The sequence below is a fragment of the Enterococcus sp. LJL51 genome (assembly GCF_054871795.1).
The window spans coordinates 44,926-65,441 of sequence record NZ_JBTXLW010000021.1 but is presented as its reverse complement, the minus strand read 5'-3'; the positions used below and the strand labels follow the sequence as shown (position 1 = coordinate 65,441).

General features: G+C 41.1%; 18 protein-coding genes. 15 read left to right on the top strand and 3 right to left on the bottom strand.

All coding sequences use genetic code 11. The features are described 5' to 3' along the window. Nucleotides 1–314, top strand: a 314-nt coding sequence (locus ACYSNQ_RS15990) for a transposase (protein WP_426084586.1), incomplete at its 5' end; no start/stop codon positions are given. A 13-nt stretch (nt 315–327) separates the two neighbouring features. Here the strand turns inward: ACYSNQ_RS15990 and ACYSNQ_RS15985 are convergent. Continuing rightward, nucleotides 328–1,047 carry a MerR family transcriptional regulator gene (locus ACYSNQ_RS15985; RefSeq protein ID WP_426084585.1) on the bottom strand — a complete coding sequence of 240 codons (720 nt, stop codon included), beginning with the start codon at nt 1,045–1,047 and terminating at the stop codon, nt 328–330. Between the two features lie 79 nt (nt 1,048–1,126). On the opposite strand from ACYSNQ_RS15985, the gene ACYSNQ_RS15980 reads away from it, so the two are divergent. Then, nucleotides 1,127–1,855 carry a glucosamine-6-phosphate deaminase gene (locus ACYSNQ_RS15980; RefSeq protein ID WP_426084584.1) on the top strand — a complete coding sequence of 243 codons (729 nt, stop codon included), beginning with the start codon at nt 1,127–1,129 and terminating at the stop codon, nt 1,853–1,855. Nucleotides 1,856–2,040: 185 nt separating this feature from the next. Here ACYSNQ_RS15980 and ACYSNQ_RS15975 read toward each other — a convergent pair whose 3' ends face one another. Next, the gene (locus ACYSNQ_RS15975) at nt 2,041–2,766 is read right to left on the bottom strand and encodes a DUF2087 domain-containing protein (RefSeq protein WP_426084583.1); all 726 of its coding nucleotides are present in this window, start codon (nt 2,764–2,766) and stop codon (nt 2,041–2,043) included. A gap of 479 nt (nt 2,767–3,245) precedes the next feature. On the opposite strand from ACYSNQ_RS15975, the gene ACYSNQ_RS15970 reads away from it, so the two are divergent. From ACYSNQ_RS15970 to ACYSNQ_RS15955, 4 genes are all read left to right on the top strand, one after another. Next, the gene (locus ACYSNQ_RS15970) at nt 3,246–4,349 is read left to right on the top strand and encodes a toxic anion resistance protein (RefSeq protein ID WP_426084582.1); all 1,104 of its coding nucleotides are present in this window, start codon (nt 3,246–3,248) and stop codon (nt 4,347–4,349) included. 11 nt (nt 4,350–4,360) lie between these two features. After that, the gene (locus ACYSNQ_RS15965) at nt 4,361–5,047 is read left to right on the top strand and encodes a hypothetical protein (RefSeq protein ID WP_426084581.1); all 687 of its coding nucleotides are present in this window, start codon (nt 4,361–4,363) and stop codon (nt 5,045–5,047) included. A 19-nt stretch (nt 5,048–5,066) separates the two neighbouring features. After that, nucleotides 5,067–6,758 carry a VWA domain-containing protein gene (locus ACYSNQ_RS15960; protein ID WP_426084580.1) on the top strand — a complete coding sequence of 564 codons (1,692 nt, stop codon included), beginning with the start codon at nt 5,067–5,069 and terminating at the stop codon, nt 6,756–6,758. Between the two features lie 388 nt (nt 6,759–7,146). After that, nucleotides 7,147–7,845, top strand: a complete 699-nt coding sequence (locus ACYSNQ_RS15955) for a hydrolase (RefSeq protein WP_426084579.1) — start codon at nt 7,147–7,149, stop codon at nt 7,843–7,845. Nucleotides 7,846–8,081: 236 nt separating this feature from the next. Here the strand turns inward: ACYSNQ_RS15955 and ACYSNQ_RS15950 are convergent, their stop codons facing one another. After that, entirely contained in the window at nt 8,082–8,591 is a 510-nt protein-coding gene (locus tag ACYSNQ_RS15950; protein ID WP_426084578.1) for a hypothetical protein, read from the bottom strand. A 240-nt stretch (nt 8,592–8,831) separates the two neighbouring features. On the opposite strand from ACYSNQ_RS15950, the gene ACYSNQ_RS15945 reads away from it, so the two are divergent. The 9 genes from ACYSNQ_RS15945 to mutS all read left to right on the top strand — a co-directional run bounded on the left by ACYSNQ_RS15945 (nt 8,832) and on the right by mutS (nt 20,512). Then, the gene (locus ACYSNQ_RS15945) at nt 8,832–9,449 is read left to right on the top strand and encodes an NAD(P)-dependent oxidoreductase (RefSeq protein WP_426084577.1); all 618 of its coding nucleotides are present in this window, start codon (nt 8,832–8,834) and stop codon (nt 9,447–9,449) included. Nucleotides 9,450–9,602: 153 nt separating this feature from the next. After that, entirely contained in the window at nt 9,603–10,850 is a 1,248-nt protein-coding gene (locus ACYSNQ_RS15940; RefSeq protein WP_426084576.1) for a competence/damage-inducible protein A, read from the top strand. Between the two features lie 103 nt (nt 10,851–10,953). Continuing rightward, a complete protein-coding gene (gene recA / locus ACYSNQ_RS15935; protein WP_426084575.1) occupies nt 10,954–11,997 on the top strand; it encodes a recombinase RecA in 1,044 nt (347 codons plus the stop codon). A gap of 472 nt (nt 11,998–12,469) precedes the next feature. Then, nucleotides 12,470–14,026, top strand: a complete 1,557-nt coding sequence (gene rny, locus ACYSNQ_RS15930; RefSeq protein WP_426084574.1) for a ribonuclease Y — start codon at nt 12,470–12,472, stop codon at nt 14,024–14,026. A 574-nt stretch (nt 14,027–14,600) separates the two neighbouring features. Then, a complete protein-coding gene (locus ACYSNQ_RS15925) occupies nt 14,601–16,274 on the top strand; it encodes a peptide ABC transporter substrate-binding protein (protein WP_426084573.1) in 1,674 nt (557 codons plus the stop codon). Nucleotides 16,275–16,453: 179 nt separating this feature from the next. Continuing rightward, nucleotides 16,454–17,251, top strand: coding sequence for a TIGR00282 family metallophosphoesterase (locus ACYSNQ_RS15920; RefSeq protein WP_426084572.1), 798 nt, complete (start codon nt 16,454–16,456; stop codon nt 17,249–17,251). Nucleotides 17,252–17,272: 21 nt separating this feature from the next. After that, entirely contained in the window at nt 17,273–17,425 is a 153-nt protein-coding gene (locus ACYSNQ_RS15915; protein WP_426084571.1) for a hypothetical protein, read from the top strand. A 143-nt stretch (nt 17,426–17,568) separates the two neighbouring features. Beyond that, complete coding sequence (locus tag ACYSNQ_RS15910) at nt 17,569–17,940, top strand: YlbF family regulator (protein WP_426084570.1); 372 nt, start codon at nt 17,569–17,571, stop codon at nt 17,938–17,940. A gap of 1 nt (nt 17,941) precedes the next feature. Continuing rightward, nucleotides 17,942–20,512 (top strand): DNA mismatch repair protein MutS, encoded by a 2,571-nt coding sequence (gene mutS / locus ACYSNQ_RS15905; RefSeq protein ID WP_426084569.1) that lies wholly within the window; start codon nt 17,942–17,944, stop codon nt 20,510–20,512. The last annotated feature ends 4 nt before the right edge of the window (nt 20,513–20,516 follow it).

Here is a 20,516-nt window from a genome sequence, read left to right as displayed (position 1 = left end):
CAGAATGCAAGAAGAAGCTTTCAGATGAAAAAACAGGTTCGATTTATCGACAACGGAAAATCGATGTAGAACCAGTGTTTGGGCATCTAAAGGCTCATTTGGCGTTCCATCGTTTCCATTTACGTGGAAAACAAGGAGCGAAGATTGATGTTGGTTTGGCTCTCATGGCACTAAATCTAAGAAAATTAGGAAAATATATGGAGAGAAAGAGAAGGGAAGAAGAAAAAACAAGCCCGATTTTGACATTCATCATCAAAATCGAGCTTGTTTTCTTTTTGAGAGTGGATTATGTCCCAGTCTCCTTTAAATTATGAATCAAGCGGCTGATTACCATTTTGCCTGTAGAATTCTATAGCTGCTTTTCGTGTCTATTCCCGGCAGTTTTAGCAGATAAGTTGTACGGCTGGTATTTAGGTGTTTTGAATAATGCTCCTCGTGCGTATGAAGCTCCTGATAATCGGCATAGTTTTCTTGAGGAAGAGATTCTACTGCAATCCCCGGAAGCTCCATGTAGTAGGAGTAGCATTTTTGACCATCGTTCAGCTGCTGCTTTATCCCGCAGAAAAAAAGATAGCTTAGAGAGAGATTTCTTTTTAGCAGTTCTTTTCGGAAGTACATACTCGCTGCGACCCATTCACTGCCATAGTCAAAAACGGCTGTATCATTTTTACAAGAGACTTCTAAAGTTGAGAAAAAAGCAGGCTGACTAGTTGTCATTTGTGTTTCAAATAGGATGCTTGTGATTCGTTTGATTCGAGCGATTTTGTCTTCTTCTTTCTGGATGTAGCCGGCTATTTTTTTGATCGTTTGTTTGCTAATCTGATTTTCTGCAATAAATTCGGCGATATCCTGCAAGGTTAAACCGAGATATTGAAGGGTCTGGATTAAAAAAATAGTCTGCTTCTGGTCAATTGTGTAATACCGGTAGTTGTTTTCCGGATTAATATAGACAGGAGCAACTAAATTTAAATTGCTATAGTATCGTAGTCTTTGAATCGATATACCGCAAAGTTCAGCCATTTTTCCAATAGAAAGCAAGTCTTCCATTTTTATATCCTCCTCTTGACTCTATAGTAGCTATAGACATTATTATAAAGGAAAAATAAAGAAAGAAGGCGTAGAAATAATGAAAATTATTGTAGAAAAAGACTATGAGGGAATGAGCAGCAGAGTTTCAGAGAAATTAATAGAAGCAATTTATGGCGGCAGCTTTCAGAATATTTCTGTCACAGCTGGCAGCAGTCCAATTCGAGCGTATGAAATTGCCTCAGCTCACATTCGTAATCATGAGATTAATCCTCAAATCACTTTTTTCAACTTTGATGAAATTCCATTTAAAAAGAGCGGTGGTGATGGTGTGACAATTACTAACTTAAAGAAGAGCTTTTTTGAGAAAGCCGGAATTGCAGATGAACAGCTTCACAAGCTGACAATGGAGAACTATCAGACGCACGATGCATATCTTGAAAGTATCGGCGGTATTGACATTGTTTTTCTGGGAATTGGTGCTGATGGTCATTTTTGCGGAAATCTGCCGAATACCACAAAATTCGGTGATCAGACAAGTTTTGTATCAATTGACGCAAGACCAGATATGAAAGATATTCTATTAGGCGAGGTTGAAGGAGCTGCTGAAGAGCTGCCGGAAGGATATGTAACGATGGGACCGCGAAGCATTATGAATATTCCGGAAGTTATCATGATGGCTTCTGGGAAAGGAAAAGCAGCAATCATTAAAAAAGCTTTTTTTGGTAGTGTAACAGAAGCGGTGCCGTCCTCTGTTTTCCAACTGCATCCGAACTTTACCTTGATTTTAGATAAAGAGGCCGCTCAGGAGATTGCTGAATTCATTTGATGTAAAAGCAGCTGCGGCACTATTTCTAGGAATCTAACAAGCATCAGATTACTAAAAGCTTGTTTACGGTTCTCACAATGTTGTGATTCCCGAAGCAAGGAAATACTGAAATACCGTTTATTCGGTTTTAGGGGACTGAGACAAATTTATGTCGCGTCCCCTTCTCTTTGTATTCCAAAGCTAACCTAAAGTTTCCAGTATTTTTTTCCATCGTTGGTTCGACCGAGAAAGCCGTATTGAATAAGGTACCTGCGAATGGCAACATAGTCGTCAAAAACTTCGCTGATCATCTGGTTGATTTCTTTTTCTGAATAGGTTCTATTTTCTGCAAATGATTCTGCCAGGTACTGCAGCAGAACGATTTTGCTTTTTTCTTTGCTTGGAATTCGATTCGCTCTGCCGTTGTCATCTAAGAAGGACGCCAATGTCTTTTCCCGATACTCCTCACTAATCATAAAGCGGTCATCATAGGTTGCGATGCTAACTTCCTCTGCCGTCATTTTTTTATTCACCCTTTCCAGTAATTCAATTGCCGACAAGAGATATAATGCCTGTCGTTTTTTTTCTCTCAGCTTGAACCGATGATTTCTAATAGTAGATGGACTAATTTCCAACTGTTCGGCAATTTCGCCATCAGTTAGATCGATGCTCAAAAGGCTCATAAGATTCTTTTGTGTGCCAGAAATGCCAGAGACAGTTGTGGGTAGCGCCAGCAGCGCCTTTAATGGTCCGCCATGCTTTTTGTGAAGGTGGTCGTTAACGGCGTAAATGCTGTTGTACAAGTGCTGGTCGATTGGATAAATCTCCTCTTTATTAAATGCAGCTCCACAGTAAAGACAGATGTAGTCTGACTCTTCTTCAAAAAAACCATTGATGATAATTTCTTCATTCAATTTCTGATTCTTGCCCATAGTAATTTCTCCCTGTTCTATTTGTTTATAATGCTATTTTAAGATTAATTTCCGATTTTGTCTATTTATTTATAGACAAAAATAGATTGTGTTGTTTTTTGCGAGTGCGGTTTATAATAGATAGATTCATAATGAAGTAACAGTTCGGCTATTTAAACAGCAGCAGGACGAAATAGAGGAGTGTCCGGGAAAAGCATAAAGAGCGGTTGGCAGTCGTATGGAAAACAGGGGATAATGAAGCTTATTATTTGAAGTGAAAATAGAGAAATACATTCATTTAACAGCTGTTCAAATTATAGTGTTTCACGGATTTTTTTGACAGGCTAGTGACAGGAGCCTATAAATAATCTAAAATAATAGTTATACAACTTTTTCACAAGAGAAGTTTTTACATGATGAAAGGTGTCAAAGAATAAAAGAATCAGAGAAATGTCTATCAATAAGAGGATGAATAATAAAAAAGAAAGGTGTGTTAGTTTATGGATGAGTTTACATTTGGTGCACCACAGGAAGAGACGAAGGAAATTGAGCAGCTGCTTGAGATAGAGATTAAACAGCCGGAAATTCAATTGACCGAAGCTCAGGTTGAAGCAATCGATAAATTAAAAGATCAGATTGATATTAATAACGTGATGGGTGTAATGACCTATGGAGCGAAGGAACAATCTCGTTTATCTGAGTTTTCAGATCAGGCGCTGGATAAGGTTAAAAGTCATGAATTAGGCGATGTTGGTAAAATCATTAATGAGCTGGTCATAGAGCTGGAAAGCTTTGATCCGGATGAAAACGACGGATTTTTGACAAAACTGTTTAAGCGGGGCAAAAATAAAATCGAAACAATGATGATTCGATTTGAAGATGTCAACGCGAATGTTTCCCGAATTTTAAATAATTTAGAAGGTCATTACTTAACAATAACGAATGATATCCTGACATTGGAAGAAATGTCTGAGGCCAACAAGCTGTTTTATCAGAATTTATCAGTCTATGTGGCTGCTGGACAAGCGAAAATTATTGAGCTTAAAGGAACAACTTTGCCGGAGCTTCAGAATAAAGCGGCTGGGCAAAATCAGGAAGACCTGAACAATCTCTCTGAGTTTTCCGATAAATTGACTCAATTTGAAAAAAAGGTTCATGATTTAGATATGACAAAGATGATTAGCCAACAGCTGGCGACTCAAATTCGCGTGATTCAGAACGCAAACAAAGCAATGGCTTATAAAATTCAGTCGACAATGACAAATACAATTCCAATGTGGAAGCAGCAAATGACCATTGCGCTTTCAGCTCAGCATACACTGTCCGCAATTGAAGCAGACAATGCCGTTTCTGATATTACAAATGAACTGTTTAAGAAAAATGCGGAGAAAATTCACCATGTCTCTACGCAGGCTGCAGAATCTTCGGAGAAGAGCATTGTGGATATTGAAACTTTAAATGAAGTGAATACACAGACTATCGCTGCATTGAAGGATATTCAAGTGATTCGTGAAAAAGGAGCAGCGAATAGAAAGCATGCTCAGGAGGAAATGCTGCGTATGCGCACAGAGCTCGCCAATGCACTAATTGATGTAACGAAATGAGGTAGAACGGAATGACACAGAAGAGAATACGATTCCTTTTAATAGGAACAGGGGCGATTGGGGCACTGGTCTGGATTGCTGTTCGAGTCCTTTTATTGGATTTTGATGCTGCGGTTATCAGCTATGGTTCAAAAACCGTTCGAACATTCAATACCATTGCCACAGCCGGTCTGATTGTTGCTGCACTGGCCGTAGCCGGTCTGATTATTGTGGTGTTTTCGCAAAAGAAAGAAGCAGCTCTGAAAGCTGGCGGAAAGCCAGCTAAAAAAGCCGATCAGCACTATGACGGCAAAGATATCGTAAGCAAACTGGATAAGCTCTATGAGACACACACGGTTTATCAAAAGGATATTGTTGAAGCTAAGAAAATGATTGATCAAATTGACGGCTGTATCGAGGATTTACTAGAGCTGCAGGCGGATAATGAATTTGAAATATTAGATAAAATCGAGTATTCCATGCGTCAGGCCAAAATGCAGATATTACAGAATACCAAAAGCATTGTTAACCGAATCACCATTGAGGGCGATCCTCAGGAAATTACCAAGCGTTTGAATACAAATTCGGAAATTCTAAAACAAGTAAGAGGGTTATTACACGAAACCGTAAATTATCTGGATTCTAAATCTCCATCAACTAGAGGGGATTTAGACAGTATGACCAAGGCATTGCAGTCGCTAAACAACACAATCGAATAACTAAGAAGGAGCTTTTACTATGAAAATCAGGGGAATAAAGAGGCTTGTTGTGGGGAGCATCATCCTGACAGCCCTCTTTTCAGGATGTACAACAGGGAACGACGGGAAAATCGACAGCGGATCTGGAGATATCAAAAATCTTTCGAAAGCCGATGCTCAGTCAGAGCTGAAAAGCTACGTGAAGAAAATCGACGCCTCAACGGCAGAACTGAAACGGGATATTGATACAAGCTCAATGAACGAAAAGGAAGAGCTTCCGCCAATTGATAAAACGTATCCTTTGACTGTAGAAGGGAAAAACCAGATCAATGCAGAAATTTTTGTCAGTCCGGAAAAAGCCGGCAGCGGGAAAGACGGTCTGTTTGTTGAACTGGCTGAGGAGTTTAACAAGAAGAATAGTATGATTGACGGAAAGACTGTTTCAGTTTCTATCCGTTCGATGGCTTCTGGTACTGGGCTGGATTATATCGCTTCTGAAAACTACGTCCCGGACGGCTATACACCATCGAATCTTTTGTGGGGGAAGATGCTGGAATCAAATGGGACAGCTTTGACAACAGTGGCAGATAGAACCATTGGAAATACGGGTGGTTTGCTAATGAAGGAAGCTACTTACGATGAAATCGTCAAGAAATATGGAGAGGTTAATATTGAATCGTTGGTGAAAGCTGTAACGGATGATGGCATGCTGTTAGGCTATACAAACCCATATACCTCTTCAACAGGTCTTAGTCTATTGACTCAGCTGATGAATCAATTTGATGCGAATAATCCATTAAGCGATCAGGCTGTTTCTTCTCTACAGGCATTTCAAAAGGATTTACCGTCCACATTATTTAATACACTTCAATTAAGAGAAGTAGCGAAAAATGGTTCAGTGGATATCATGTCGATTAGTTATCAAACATATATCAATACACCGGAATTTAAGCAGTATAAGTACGTGCCGCTGGGGATTCGGCAAGATTCACCGATGTATACGATGAATACAGCTTCTGAAGAAAAGAAACAGGTAGTTGCTGAATTTACAAAATATGTTCAAGAAGCTGAAAACCAGGAAAAAGCCTCTTCTTATGGCTTTAATCAGCTGGATGATTATCAGCTGGAAATCGATAATATCGACGGGGCAATTGTTTCCTCAATTCAAAAGCTTTGGAAAGAAAATAAAAATGGCGGAAAACCTATTATTGCTGTGTTCGTTGCAGATGTTTCCGGCTCTATGGATGGCGCGCCGATTAACTCATTAAGACAATCTTTACTAAACAGCAGCAAATATATTGGTGATGATTCTTACATTGGCTTAGTTTCATACAGTTCAACAGTCACTGTGGAGCTGCCAATTGAGCGGATGGATGCTAAGCAGCGTGGTTACTTTACCGGAGCTGTTAAAAACTTGACAGCTGATGGCGGAACAGCGACATATGACGGTGCATTAGTCGCCCTGAATATGATTCAGGAGCAGCTAGAGAAAACACCAGATGCCCGGCCGATTATCTTTGTCCTTTCTGATGGCGAAACGAATGAAGGCTATAGCTTTGACAAAGTAGCGCCTATCATCAAAGGCTTAGGTGTAACAGTAAATACGATTGGCTACAATGCCCAGTTGGATGAACTAAAAAAACTGTCCAGCATCAATGAAAGTGCAACAATCAACGCGGACAGCGATGACGTTGTCTATCAGTTGAAGCAGCTGTTTAATGCAGAGCTGTAATTAGCAAGCAAGAATGAGGATGGGACAGAAGTGTTTATTTCCAAAGGTCTTGCTCCTGCGGTTACTCGTCGCAGTTAAGTGCTTTGCGAGTGCTCCTGCGGTTACTCGTCGCAGTTTAATGTTGGTATGTGCTACTGCTCCCGCCGTTTATTCGGATTCCACGTGAGTAAGATATAACTCAATGAGTTATGTCCCACTCAATTTAATCAAGAAAAAAGGAGAGCCTGAGATCTGACAGATCTTGAGGCTCTCTGACTCTATCTAAATTCTGTTCAATTAATGAACGATAGTCTATACTGCGTAAGAACAAACTACAACGTGTATTAAAAAAATGATAGTGGCTGTATGTATAGAAATATAAACACTAAATAAAAGGAGATATGTCTAGATGGAAAAAACACCCAAATATATGCCAGAGTTGTCCTCCGAGCTGAGACAAAGTATTATTAAGATGCCGAAAGCAATTCGTGAAGCGAGCGGCATCAGCATTTATGGAAAGCGGATAAAAAGTATTATCTACACGATGGATGTAGCGGTTATTGCGAACAATGACGCTGATGCAATTTTAGCAGTCTATCCATGGACACCGAATACCCGGATTTTATCTGCTATTTCTCAAGTAGCTCAGGCACCAATCTTTGCCGGAATCGGCGGCGGCTTAACCTCTGGAAACCGTTCATCTCGTTTAGGTACTTTCGCAGAAGAGCACGGGGCTTACGGCGTGGTGCTGAACGGTCCTACAAATATTGAAACAATTATGACTGTGAATGAAGCTGTGGATATTCCCATCATGTATACAGTGGTCAACGATAAGCGGGATTTAAGCAAGCTGATTGAAGCTGGCGTGGATATTTTTAACGTAGCAGGAGGGAAAGATACGGTGAAGCTGGTAAAATGGATTAGAGCACAGTATCCGGAATTTCCAATTATCGCTTCTGGCGGCAAAACAGATGAACAGATTCTTGAAACTATTGAAGCTGGAGCGAATGCAATCACTTACACAACCTATGGTAAGACAGAGACCTACTTCCAGGAAAAAATGGAGCAGTATCGGGAACAATCGGTTGATGATACGATGGAAGCTTAAAGTGTATCGAATTGAAGGAAATAAAATAACAGAGGGCGGGATGTAGATAAATCCCGCTCTCTGTTTTTATTAGAAGCTGAGTGTTATTTTACTTTGTAAAGCACTAGTTGGGAGCAGTTAACATTGATTTAGCAGCTGCTGGAGCTTTGATGTCCAAAGCTTTAAGCCTCATCTCTGTTTTTATAGTCAGTCAATGTTCTTAGTACAGGCAAGCTTAAAAAATACAATGATTTGATTTACAGCGTGCCCAGAACATATTGGAATTCGTTGAAGGCAGCTTCGTCGATACCGCCGTTCATTTGGAACAGCACGAGCTTTTCTTCGTTTACAGCTGTCCAGGATTTGAATTTAGGATCTTCGGCAGATAAGTCATCATAGAATTTTTTGACCTCCTGCAAATCAGCTAGGTTTGTGTAAACAGTTACACGGCCATTTAAATAGGAAGCGGTATATTCTGAATAGTAGACACCAAATATAACGCCCGTAGCCGCTTTCATTGGAGCCAGACCATAATCCTCCTGTGTCATATCCCGTTCTTCATACACAGCCAGTCCGGCGTCTTTAAATTTTTGAACAACCTCTTGTGCAGTGATGCTGGCTTGGGCTGGTGCTTCATTGGAAGCAATAGTAGTGCTGCTGGTTGTTTCCGAACTACTTGTTGCCGTCGTTTTTTTGTCCGGAGTGCTGCAGGACATCAGCAGGAAGCAACAGATACCCAATAAACTCAAAGTGACTCCTTTTTTCATATAGTTCTCTCCCTTATGTACGAAATACATTTTAACGTCTATTCTGTTTTCATTCTACCATTTTTTCAAAGTGTAAATCTATAAGATTATTAAAATATGCATGTAATTTTTTTAGAACCTGAAAAAGTTCTTCTGATTTGATTTAATTGAGTCTGACGACTAAAATTTAACTATAAACTATGTTTTTTTATGAGGAAACTACATAGAGTTAATACAGAAAAGAAAGGATGTTGGATTGTTATGAAAATAGCTGTACTTGGCGGAAATGGAAAAGCAGGTTCACTGATTATTCAGGAAGCAGAAAAAAGAGGATTTCAGACAACAGCAATTGTCAGAGACAAAAATAAAGTCGGACCGAATCAACAGGTGATTGAAAAAGACGTGTATTCATTGACGAGAGAAGATGTTAAGGACTTTGATGTATTAGTCTGTGCGCTAGGATTTTGGGGAAATGTTGAAGAATTTTCTATATCAATGAAACATTTGATTGGTCTCTTAGCAGGTCTTCCAACTCGTCTGCTAGTTGTTGGGGGTGCGGGTAGTCTCTATTTAAATGCAGATAGAAGTCAGCAGCTCAAAGATACCCTGCCTGATGAATATAAGACGGTTCCGATAGCCATGGGTGAAAGTCTGCAGCTACTAAAAGAATCTAAGGGAGTAAATTGGACCTATATTAGCCCTGCTCAAAACTTTGATGCAAAAGGAGATCGGACAGGTAAGTATTTTGCCGCAGGTGATACTTTGACAAAAAATGCAGAAGGAAAAAGCTATATCAGCTATGCCGACTATGCATTAGCGATGGTAGACGAAATTGAAAATAAGAATTATCCAAACCAGCAAATGAGTGTTTATTCTTAACTGGTCAATACAGAAAATTGATATAAGTTATAACCATTTTCAAATTGGACATTCCTTAAATTAATAAAAATCTCAGAGCTTTCCTGAAAAAAATGGTCTGTGGTAAAATGAATGAAAGAAATTTTACGTAGATTAATTGAGAAGAGGAAAAGTATGAAATCAGAAATTATTGCCGTAGGAACAGAGCTGCTGCTCGGTCAAGTAGTGAATACAAATGCAACCTTTCTTTCCGAAGAATTCGCCAGTCTCGGCGTTGAGGTATACTACCATACTGTTGTTGGAGACAACTTCCAGCGGCTGACTGATTTGCTGCAGGAAGCAGAAAAGAGAAGTGATTTGATTGTTTTATGCGGCGGTCTGGGACCAACCGAAGATGATTTGACGAAACAAGCAGTCGCAGAGCATCTTCATCGGGATCTTATTATAGATGAAGCGGGTGCTGAAAGGGTTCAGGAATTTTTCACGTTTTCTAAACGACCGATGACCGAAAACAATATGCAGCAGGCGCTGACTATTGAGGGAGGAATAAGTATCCCAAACCCCACCGGGTTGGCTATCGGTACACTAATAACAAAGGCTGATACTAGTTATCTGCTGCTGCCGGGACCTCCGAGTGAGCTGAAGCCGATGTTTTTTCAGCATGTCCGCCCGTTAATCAAAGAGCTGTTTCCAGCAGCCGAGCAGCTGGTGTCTAAAGTTCTTCGTTTCTATGGAATTGGTGAATCTCAGCTAGTGACTGATTTAAAGGATTTGATTGATAGTCAGACGAACCCCACCGTGGCTCCTTATGCGAAGCCTAATGAGGTGACACTGCGTCTAACTGCTAAAGTGGCTTCTGAAGAACAGGGAGAAAAGCTGCTGTTTGAGATGGAACAGCGGATTATGGCAGTTGTAGGAGAGTATTTCTATGGTTATGGAGATGATAACTCTTTAGAAGCGACTACGGTGAAGCTGTTGACTGAGCGTGGCAAGACTATCACTGCCGCAGAAAGCCTGACGGCTGGGCTTTTTCAAAGTATGATTGGTAGTGTACAAGGGGCCTCGAAGGTTTTAAAAGGCGGCTTTGTAACATACTCGGAAGAAATGAAAGAAACTTTACTGGGTATTCCAGAAGTACTTATAAAAGAGCATGGTGTGGTTAGCGAAGCCTGTGCAGCTGCAATGGCTGAGCAAGCGAGAAAGCTGACAGATACCGATTATGCAGTTGCTTTTACTGGCGTTGCTGGTCCTGATTCGCTGGAAGGACATCCTCCAGGCACTGTCTGGATAGGGATTGCTGAGCGGGGAGGAAAGACTACAGCAGAAAAATTCCATTTCACTAGAGACCGTCAATACATTCGATATAGCTCGGCGATGAAAGGGCTGGACCTAATTCGCCGAGCAATTCTAAAGAAAAAATAAAATGCGAATGTTTGTTCGCTTTCTTCTTGATTTTTACGAACAAAAAAGTTAATATAGAATTATCGGAAATAAACTATGTTTAACATATAAGGAGGATTATCAATTGGCTGATGATCGTAAAGTAGCACTAGATGCTGCATTGAAAAAAATAGAAAAGAACTTTGGTAAAGGCTCCATCATGAAACTGGGGGAAAAGATTGATCAGCAGGTATCAACAATTCCGAGCGGATCTTTGGCGCTGGATGTTGCTTTAGGAGTCGGCGGTTATCCTCGCGGAAGAATTATCGAAGTCTATGGTCCTGAAAGTTCTGGTAAAACAACAGTAGCGCTGCATGCTATCGCTGAAGTACAGAAACAAGGTGGAACAGCAGCTTTTATTGATGCCGAGCACGCACTTGATCCTCAATATGCTCAGAAGCTGGGTGTAAATATTGACGAATTGCTGCTGTCTCAGCCGGATACAGGTGAACAGGGATTGGAAATTGCAGATGCACTGGTATCCAGTGGAGCGATTGATATTGTGGTTATTGACTCTGTAGCAGCATTAGTACCTCGTGCGGAAATCGATGGAGAGATGGGTGCGAGTCACGTCGGGCTACAGGCTCGTCTGATGTCTCAAGCACTACGTAAATTGTCTGGTTCAATCAACAAGACAAAAACAATCGCTATTTTCATCAATCAGATTCGTGAAAAAGTGGGTGTAATGTTTGGTAATCCCGAAACAACACCTGGCGGACGTGCCCTGAAATTTTATGCCACTGTCAGATTAGAAGTGCGCCGTGCAGAGCAGTTGAAGCAGGGAACAGATATCATCGGTAACCGTACGAAAATCAAAGTTGTTAAGAATAAAGTTGCACCGCCTTTTAAAGTAGCAGAGGTGGACGTAATGTACGGTCTAGGTATTTCTCAGGAAGGTGAGCTTCTGGATATGGCTGTTGAGAAGGATTTGGTAGAAAAAAGCGGTGCCTGGTACAGCTACAATGGCGAAAGAATTGGTCAGGGACGGGAAAATGTGAAGGTCTACATGACGGAACATCCTGAAATGATTGAGGAGCTTTCTACTAAAGTTCGGGCAGCATATGGAATCGGTGATGGTTCTATCGTTGTTGAAGAAGGCCAGGAAGAACTGCCTTTGGATGAAGAATAATATAAATCATAAATTAACAGGTAAGTTTGCTTTTTTAGAGCACTTACCTGTTTTTTGCTTTTTAAGATAGCTATAGAATTGGTGCAGCCTACAGCAACACATTTGCTTTTGAGAATTATTTATCTGAAGGCATGGCTTTCAGATAACAATCATTTTGTGCATCTCTTTATGAAGCCTTCCTTCCGAGAGCGAGCCGAAATGAACAATCATAAAATAACTGTAAGTGAAATTTTAAAAAATAGAAGTCAGACGATTGAAAATGAATGTCCAGTCTTTTGTTCACAGCTTTCAGACTGTCTGGCAGAGCGGTGTGATAATGGTTATTTTAAGTTGACACACTGAGGGACAAACATTAGAATAAAGTTGTGTGTATTTGTATGCACACAGTAGAAATATTGATAATGACATTAGTTTGTCAATAAACTACATGAATAGTTGAAATGAATAATAAGATAGTATGGAGGTGGAAACAATGGGTTTAGTCATTCCACTCGCTATCGTCGCATTAATTGTCGGTCTTGGAGTTGGGTTTTTTATTGCAAAATCTCGTCACGAAAAAGCAGTAGATGGTGCTAAAAACACTGTCGCTGGCATTATTGAAGATGGCCGTAAAGAAGCAGAGACTTTGAAAAAAGAGGCTTTGCTTGAAGCAAAAGAAGAAAATCAGAAGTATCGGTCAGAAATTGAAGGTGAGTTGAAGGAAAGCAAGTTAGAGTTAAAGACACAGGAAAATCGTCTGCTTCAAAGAGAACAGACATTGGATCGTAAAGATGATACTCTTGAAAAACGTGAAAACTCACTGGAAGAAAAAGAAATGAAGCTAGGTGCTAGACAGCAATTAATTGATGAGCGGGAAAAAGAAGTAGAACAACTGGTGGAAAAACAACATCAGGAAATTGAACGTATTGCTTCTTTGTCTAAAGACGAAGCAAAAAATATCATCATGGAGTCAACAGAACAAGAGTTAAGTCATGAGCTGGCTGTGCTGGTTAAAGAATCAGAACAGCGTGCAAAAGAAGAAGCAGATCGTAAAGCTAAAAATCTACTGTCATTAGCCATTCAGCGTTGTGCAGCCGATTCAATCTCAGAAACAACTGTTTCTGTTGTGAGCCTGCCGAACGATGAAATGAAGGGTCGGATTATCGGTCGTGAGGGTCGGAATATTCGAACGCTGGAAACACTGACTGGTATTGATTTAATTATCGATGATACGCCGGAAGCAGTTGTACTTTCAGGGTTTGATCCTATCAGAAGAGAAATCGCCCGGATGACACTTGAACGCTTAATTCAGGATGGCCGGATTCATCCAGCCAGAATTGAAGAGACTGTTGAAAAATCCCGGAAAGAAATGGATGAACGGATTCGCGAGTATGGCGAGCAGGCTGCTTTTGAAGTTGGCGCACATACACTTCATCCTGATTTAATTAAGATTTTGGGACGTTTACGTTTCCGTACCAGCTATGGTCAAAATGTATTGAACCACTCAATTGAAGTTGCGAAGCTGACTGGTGTTCTGGCAGCAGAGCTAGGTGAGGATGTACAATTAGCGAAACGTGCCGGACTGATGCATGACATCGGAAAAGCATTAGACCATGAAATTGAAGGTTCTCACGTGGAAATTGGCGCTGAACTGGCTGCTAAATATAAAGAGAATTCAGTCGTAATAAATGCGATTGCATCTCACCACGGCGATATCGAAGCAACTTCAGTTATTTCTGTATTAGTTGCAGCAGCGGATGCTCTATCAGCAGCAAGACCTGGGGCACGCAGCGAGTCATTGGAAAACTATATTCGCAGATTGGAAAATCTGGAAAATATTTCTAATAGCTTCACTGGTGTTGAATCTAGTTTTGCCGTGCAGGCCGGACGTGAAGTTCGCGTTATGGTTAAGCCGGAAGAAATTTCCGATTTAGAAGCTGTTCGTCTGGTTCGAGATATTCGTAAGAAAATCGAAGATGAACTGGATTATCCAGGACATATCAAAGTCACTGTCGTTCGGGAAACCCGTGCAGTTGACTACGCAAAATAGTTAAGTAAAGCTGAGATAGTGACTGTCTCAGCTTTTTTTGAACGCTTTGTTAAAGTGAGTCATGTCCTACTCACGTGGAATCCGAATAAACGGTGGGAGCAGTAGCACATACCAGCATTGAACTGCGACGAGTAACCGCAGGAGCACTCTCCAAGTATTGAACTGCGACGAGTAACCGCAGGAGCACTCTCCAAGTATTGAACTGCGACGAGTAACCGCAGGAGCAAAACCTTCAGAAATAAACCAAAATTCACAAAAATTTGAGAAACATCAGGTAGGAATCAGTCAACATCGATTGGCTCACATTTGTGTTTCTTGGTATTTCCGTGAATTTCTTCTTATTACTGAGAAACACAGTGAGGAACGAGCTGATGTTAAGCAGTACCTATTTGGTTCTCGAGACTAAACACTTCTGTTCCATCCTAAGCTGTTTTGCACTGTATATAGTTTTTTTCATCGTAAGCTCATCTAAATTTTACTGGTTGCTTAATTTTTCATAAGGGTATATCATTGCGGGAGGAAAGTATTTTTGATATATTCATACTAGATTTAATTTTATGTAGGAGGTTTTCTAATGGGGATCAAAAGAAAAACAACTTTAGGGTTTGTTGCAGCGACATGTGCATTAACACTAGCTGCTTGCGGAACTACTGGCGGAGGAACATCTGACAGCGATAGCGGTTCAGGTGGAACAGCTAGTGGTGAACAGGTATTTAGATATGTTGAAAGACAGGAAATTCCAAGTGCAGATCCGTCTTTGGCAACTGATGAGGTGAGTTTCATTGCCTTGAATAACGTGTATGAAGGGATTTATCGACTAGATAAAGATAATCATCCACAGCCAGCTGGTGCTGCAGAAATGGCAGAATTAAGCGAAGATGGTTTGACGTACAAAATCAAACTTAGAGAAGATGCAGTGTGGAGCGACGGCGAACCAGTTACAGCGAAAGATTATGTCTATGCATGGCAGAGAACTGTAGAACCTGAAACAGCTTCAGAATATGCATATATGTTTGGACCTGTAAAAAATGCAGAAAAAATTACAGCTGGAGAAATGGATAAAGAAGAGCTGGGAATTAAAGCTGTAAGTGACTACGAGTTGGAGATCACATTAGAAAAAGCAACGCCTTACTTTGATTATCTGCTGGCATTTCCTTCATTCCTGCCGCAACGTCAGGATATCGTAGAGAAATACGGCAAAGATTATACAACAGCAAGTGATAAGTCTGTCTACAATGGTCCATTCACTTTAACTGATTTTGACGGTCCTGGTACAGATACAAACTGGTCATTTACAAAAAATGACACATACTGGGATAAAGATACAGTGAAATTGGATAAAGTAGTTATCGATGTTGTAAAAGAAGCACCAACATCATTGAACCTGTATCAAGATGGTCAAGCAGACGATGTGCCATTGTCTGGTGAGCTGGCTATGCAGATGAAGGATGATCCGGACTACATGATTCTTGAAGCGGCTTCTACCTTCTATTTAGAAATGAATCAGCGTGATAAAGATTCTGTGTACAACAATGTCAATTTACGTAAAGCTTTTGCTTATGCAATCGATCGTGAATCTCTGGTAACTCAAATTTTAGCAAATGGTTCTACTTCTGCTGAAGGTCTAGTTCCAAAAGGTTTGACGAATAATCCAGATACAAACGAAGATTTTGCTGAAGAAGCAGGAAATCCAATTGTTTACGATGTAGATAAAGCAAAAGAATACTGGGAAAAAGCGAAGAAAGAATTGGGAATTGATTCATTGGATATGGACTTTCTAGTTGATGATTCAGATGGCGGTAAGAAGCTAGGTGAATATCTGCAGGGCTCTCTTGGCGAAACCCTGGAAGGCTTGAAGGTAACAGTTAGTCCAGTACCGTTCTCTGTACGTCTGGACCGTACTGAAAAAGGTGATTTTGAAGTGGCACTTGGTGCATGGGGAGCGGATTATGCGGACCCAAGCAGCTTCCTTGATTTATTTGTAACAGGAAACTCTTACAACCGCGGACGTTATTCAAACACTAAATACGATGAACTAATTAAGAGTGCTTCAACAACAAATGCTAATAATCCTGCTGCACGCTGGAAAGATTTATTGGATGCAGAAAAATTAATCATGGACGACATGGGTATTGTACCAATCTATCAAAAAGCAGAAGCGCACTTACGTACGCCAAAAGCGAAGGATATCTTCTATCACTCTACTGGTGCAAAATATGACTTCAAATGGGCATATATGGAAGACTAATCAGCCTCATCCAATACTATCTAATGGAGGAGCCTGTATAGACTTTTAAGGACACTATTAATAAGAGAGGAGAACAACACTCGTTGTTCTCCTCTCTTTTTTCAGTTGGCAGAGCTTTTCATTCACTGGGAAAACTACTATAATGAATCAGTAAGAATAAAAGAGAAGAGGAAGAATATTTGCGTATACTATTTATTGGAGATGTTGTAGGTTCACTTGGAAGAGAGACCATAACAGATTATTTACCTAAGCTGAAAAAGAAGTATCAGCCGCAGGTGACAATCGCAAATGGGGAGAACGCTGCTGCTGGGCGGGGAATCACCGGGAAAATATATAAAAAATTTTTGCAGGACGGTGTAGATGTAGTAACACTGGGAAATCATACATGGGATAACCGGGATATCTTTGACTTTATCGGCGAAGCTAAGAAGATGATTCGGCCGGCGAATTTTCCGGAAGGAACGCCTGGAAAAGGGATTGTCTATGTGAAAGTGAACCAGCTTGAACTGGCAGTTATTAATCTACAGGCTCGTGCCTTTATGGCTGATTTGGATGACCCCTTTCGCAAAGCGGAGGAATTGATTGAAGAGGCCAGAAAACGAACACCCTTAATTTTTGTTGATTTTCATGGAGAAACAACAAGTGAAAAGCAGGCAATGGGTTGGTTCTTAGATGGGAAGGTCAGCGCAGTTGTTGGTACACATACTCATGTACAGACGAATGATGCCCGTATTTTACCAAAGGGAACGGCGTACCTGACAGATGTTGGGATGACTGGTCCTTATGATGGTATATTAGGGATGAAGCGGGAGCCAATCATTGAGAAGTTTTGGACAGCATTGCCTAAGCGCTTTGAAGTGGTCGAAAGCGGACGAACTATTTTATCCGCTTGCTATATTGAATTTGATGATCAAACGGGTCAGGCTAAGGATATCCAGCTGATTCAGATTAGTGAAGACCGTCCATTTCATGAATAACAGCGGCTGGTGGTTAAAGATATGAGAGCAAAAGCTGGAAAGAGCGGGGATAGAGATGATGCCTCGCTCATTCCTGTTTCCGGTGAAAAAGCTGCAGGGCTGAAGACTGCTTGCTTAGTCAAGCTACTCCGCTTTTTGAGTGCCGGTTCAAAAAGCTTGGATAGAACAGAATGATGTGAGCGCTGCAAACTGTCTATGGTGGGAAAAATAACCAAAAGTAGTTTTTAGCTGTCGGAATTGACGTTTGGCAAAATTTCAGAATGTGTTAAAATAAACATACATATTTTTACAAAATTAAATGAGTGAAGGTGTGAAAAATGGAGCAGCCTATTGGAGACAAAAACATAGATGCAGAGCTGACGAAGCTATTGGAGCTGCTGGAGGAAAATGAGACAATTCAAGCATATAAGCGGATTGAACAGAGAGTAAAGGACAACGAAAAGCTGACAGAGCTTGTAGAGAATATAAAAGCTGCCCAGAAAGATGCTGTTCAGTTTGCTCATTACGGCAAACCGGCTGCTGAGCAGGAAGCATTGAAGCGGGCGGATGAATTGACAGCTGAATTTGATAATCATCCTCTGGTTGTTGCCTATAGAGAACAGTTAAAGGAAGCAAATGACCTTTTGCAGCATATTACGGCAATGATTCAGCGAGGCGTCAATGATCAATTAGAGAAGGAAGGGCTATAAATTGCCGCAAAAAACCAGACACACCCCTATGATGGAGCAATATTTGACAATAAAAGGGCAGTATCCTGATGCCTTTCTTTTTTACCGTCTAGGCGATTTTTATGAGATGTTTTATGAAGATGCAGAAAAAGCAGCACAGCTTTTAGAGCTGACGCTGACAAGTAGAAATAGAAATGCTGATGATCCAATACCAATGTGCGGTGTTCCGCACCATGCAGCACAAGGTTATATTGACACACTGGTTGAAATGGGCTACAAAGTTGCTATCTGTGAGCAAGTGGAAGACCCTAAAACAACACAGGGCATGGTTAAACGGGAAGTAGTTCAGCTCGTTACTCCTGGAACTGTAATGGACAGTAAAGGCTTGGAGGCTAAAGACAATAACTACCTGACAGCCCTGGTAGCAGCTGACGGAGCATATGGTCTGGCTTATGTGGACTTAACAACCGGAGAGCTGAAAAGCACCCTGTTGACTGGAGAAGAAAATGTTGTTAATGAAGCTGCGGCTCTACAAACAAAAGAAGTAGTTTTAGGCAGCGAGATACCAGAAAGCTTGTCTCATGTGCTGCAGGAAAGGCTGACGATTGTTTTTTCAGAACAATTGGAAACGCAGGAAAATGCAGAGTTTAGTTTTTTAACCAGCACATTATCTCAACCGCTGGAAATCGAAGTGACGCAAAAGCTGCTGACCTATCTTGCGGTAACGCAAAAACGCAGTCTAGATCATATTCAACAAGCAGTGGAATACCAGCCAAATCATTTTTTAAAAATGGATTATTATTCAAAATTTAACTTGGAGCTTACCCGCTCTATTCGTTCTGGTAAGAAGCAGGGAACACTGCTGTGGCTGCTGGATGAAACTAAAACGGCGATGGGCGGCCGTCTTCTGAAGCAGTGGCTGGATCGTCCGCTAATACAAGAAAAACAAATTTTTCGTCGGCAGGAGATGGTTCAATCCTTACTCAATGCTTATTTTGAGCGTGTTGATTTGCAAGCAGCGCTGACGAAGGTTTATGACCTGGAACGTCTTGCCGGCCGGGTGGCTTTTGGAAGCATCAATGGACGGGACTTGATTCAGCTGAAAACCTCTCTTGAGCAAGTACCAATGATTCGGGAGCTGATTGTCGGAATTAATCAGGGCGAATGGAATGAGCTTTTAGTTGAACTGAATCCGATAGAGGATCTTGTTGATTTAATCGGTCAGGCGATTAGAGAGGACGCCCCTCTACAGATTACAGAAGGAAATGTCATTCGAGATGGCTACCATGAAAAGCTGGATGAATACCGGGATGCCATGCGTCATGGCAAGCAGTGGCTGGCAGAGCTTGAGGCTAAAGAACGTCAAGAAACGGGTATCAAAACATTGAAGGTAGGCTTTAATCGGGTATTCGGCTACTATATCGAAGTAACAAAGGCCAATCTGGTTAATCTGGAAGAAGGCAAATACGAACGTAAACAGACATTGGCAAATGCGGAACGCTTCATCACGCCTGAATTGAAGGAGATGGAGAAGCTGATTTTAGAAGCAGAAGAAAAATCTGTTGATTTGGAGTATCAGCTGTTTTTAGAAGTTCGGGAAGAAGTGAAGAAGAGCATCGACCGTCTGCAGCGATTGGCGAAATCACTGAGTACAGTGGATGTTTTACAGGCATTTGCGGTAGTCAGCGAACGCTATCAATACGTTCGGCCAGTACTGCGGTCTGGAAACGGCAGCTTATATATTAAGGATGGCCGCCACCCCGTTGTAGAAAAAGTGCTGGGACATCAGGAGTATATCCCCAATAGCATCAGCTTTGCTCAGGATGACTTGCTGCTGCTGATTACCGGACCCAACATGTCTGGTAAAAGTACCTATATGCGTCAGTTGGCGTTAACCGTAGTTATGGCTCAAATCGGCTGTTTTATTCCAGCCGAGTCGGCTGAACTGCCGATTTTTGATCAAATATTCACTCGAATTGGTGCCTCAGATGATTTGATTGCTGGTCAGAGTACCTTTATGGTAGAAATGATGGAAGCTAATCAGGCATTGAGACATGCAACGCCCAACAGCTTGATTCTATTTGATGAGCTTGGACGGGGAACTGCCACATATGATGGTATGGCATTGGCACAGGCGATTATTGAGTATATTCATAAAAAAGTTAAAGCAAAAACCTTATTTTCAACCCATTACCATGAGTTGACTGTGCTGGATGAATCACTAAGCAGCTTAAAAAACATTCACGTTGGTGCGGTTGAAAAAGATGGCGACGTAGTCTTTCTCCATAAGATGATGGAAGGACCAGCAGATAAAAGCTATGGTATTCATGTTGCAAAAATAGCCGGCATGCCTCTTGATTTACTGGAACGGGCAGCAGCTATTCTTTCCTCCTTAGAATCACAGGAAACTGCGGCCATTCCACTAGCAGAAAGTCCAGCTGTAATTGAGGAAGAGAGCGAACAGCTTTCCTTGTTCAAGGAAGTGTCAACAGACGAACTCAGTGTAATCGATCGATTGAAGAAGCTGAACCTGTTGGAGATGACGCCGATGGATGCGTTGAATACACTGTACGAATTGCAAAAAAGAATTTGATTCA

Coding starts and splice junctions, on each gene's coding strand:
- ACYSNQ_RS15985 (WP_426084585.1), bottom strand. CDS start 1,047: ATGGAAGACTTGCTTTCTATTGGAAAAATGGCTGAACTTTGCGGTATA.
- ACYSNQ_RS15980 (WP_426084584.1), top strand. CDS start 1,127: ATGAAAATTATTGTAGAAAAAGACTATGAGGGAATGAGCAGCAGAGTT.
- ACYSNQ_RS15975 (WP_426084583.1), bottom strand. CDS start 2,766: ATGGGCAAGAATCAGAAATTGAATGAAGAAATTATCATCAATGGTTTT.
- ACYSNQ_RS15970 (WP_426084582.1), top strand. CDS start 3,246: ATGGATGAGTTTACATTTGGTGCACCACAGGAAGAGACGAAGGAAATT.
- ACYSNQ_RS15965 (WP_426084581.1), top strand. CDS start 4,361: ATGACACAGAAGAGAATACGATTCCTTTTAATAGGAACAGGGGCGATT.
- ACYSNQ_RS15960 (WP_426084580.1), top strand. CDS start 5,067: ATGAAAATCAGGGGAATAAAGAGGCTTGTTGTGGGGAGCATCATCCTG.
- ACYSNQ_RS15955 (WP_426084579.1), top strand. CDS start 7,147: ATGGAAAAAACACCCAAATATATGCCAGAGTTGTCCTCCGAGCTGAGA.
- ACYSNQ_RS15950 (WP_426084578.1), bottom strand. CDS start 8,591: ATGAAAAAAGGAGTCACTTTGAGTTTATTGGGTATCTGTTGCTTCCTG.
- ACYSNQ_RS15945 (WP_426084577.1), top strand. CDS start 8,832: ATGAAAATAGCTGTACTTGGCGGAAATGGAAAAGCAGGTTCACTGATT.
- ACYSNQ_RS15940 (WP_426084576.1), top strand. CDS start 9,603: ATGAAATCAGAAATTATTGCCGTAGGAACAGAGCTGCTGCTCGGTCAA.
- rny (WP_426084574.1), top strand. CDS start 12,470: ATGGGTTTAGTCATTCCACTCGCTATCGTCGCATTAATTGTCGGTCTT.
- ACYSNQ_RS15925 (WP_426084573.1), top strand. CDS start 14,601: ATGGGGATCAAAAGAAAAACAACTTTAGGGTTTGTTGCAGCGACATGT.
- ACYSNQ_RS15915 (WP_426084571.1), top strand. CDS start 17,273: ATGAGAGCAAAAGCTGGAAAGAGCGGGGATAGAGATGATGCCTCGCTC.
- ACYSNQ_RS15910 (WP_426084570.1), top strand. CDS start 17,569: ATGGAGCAGCCTATTGGAGACAAAAACATAGATGCAGAGCTGACGAAG.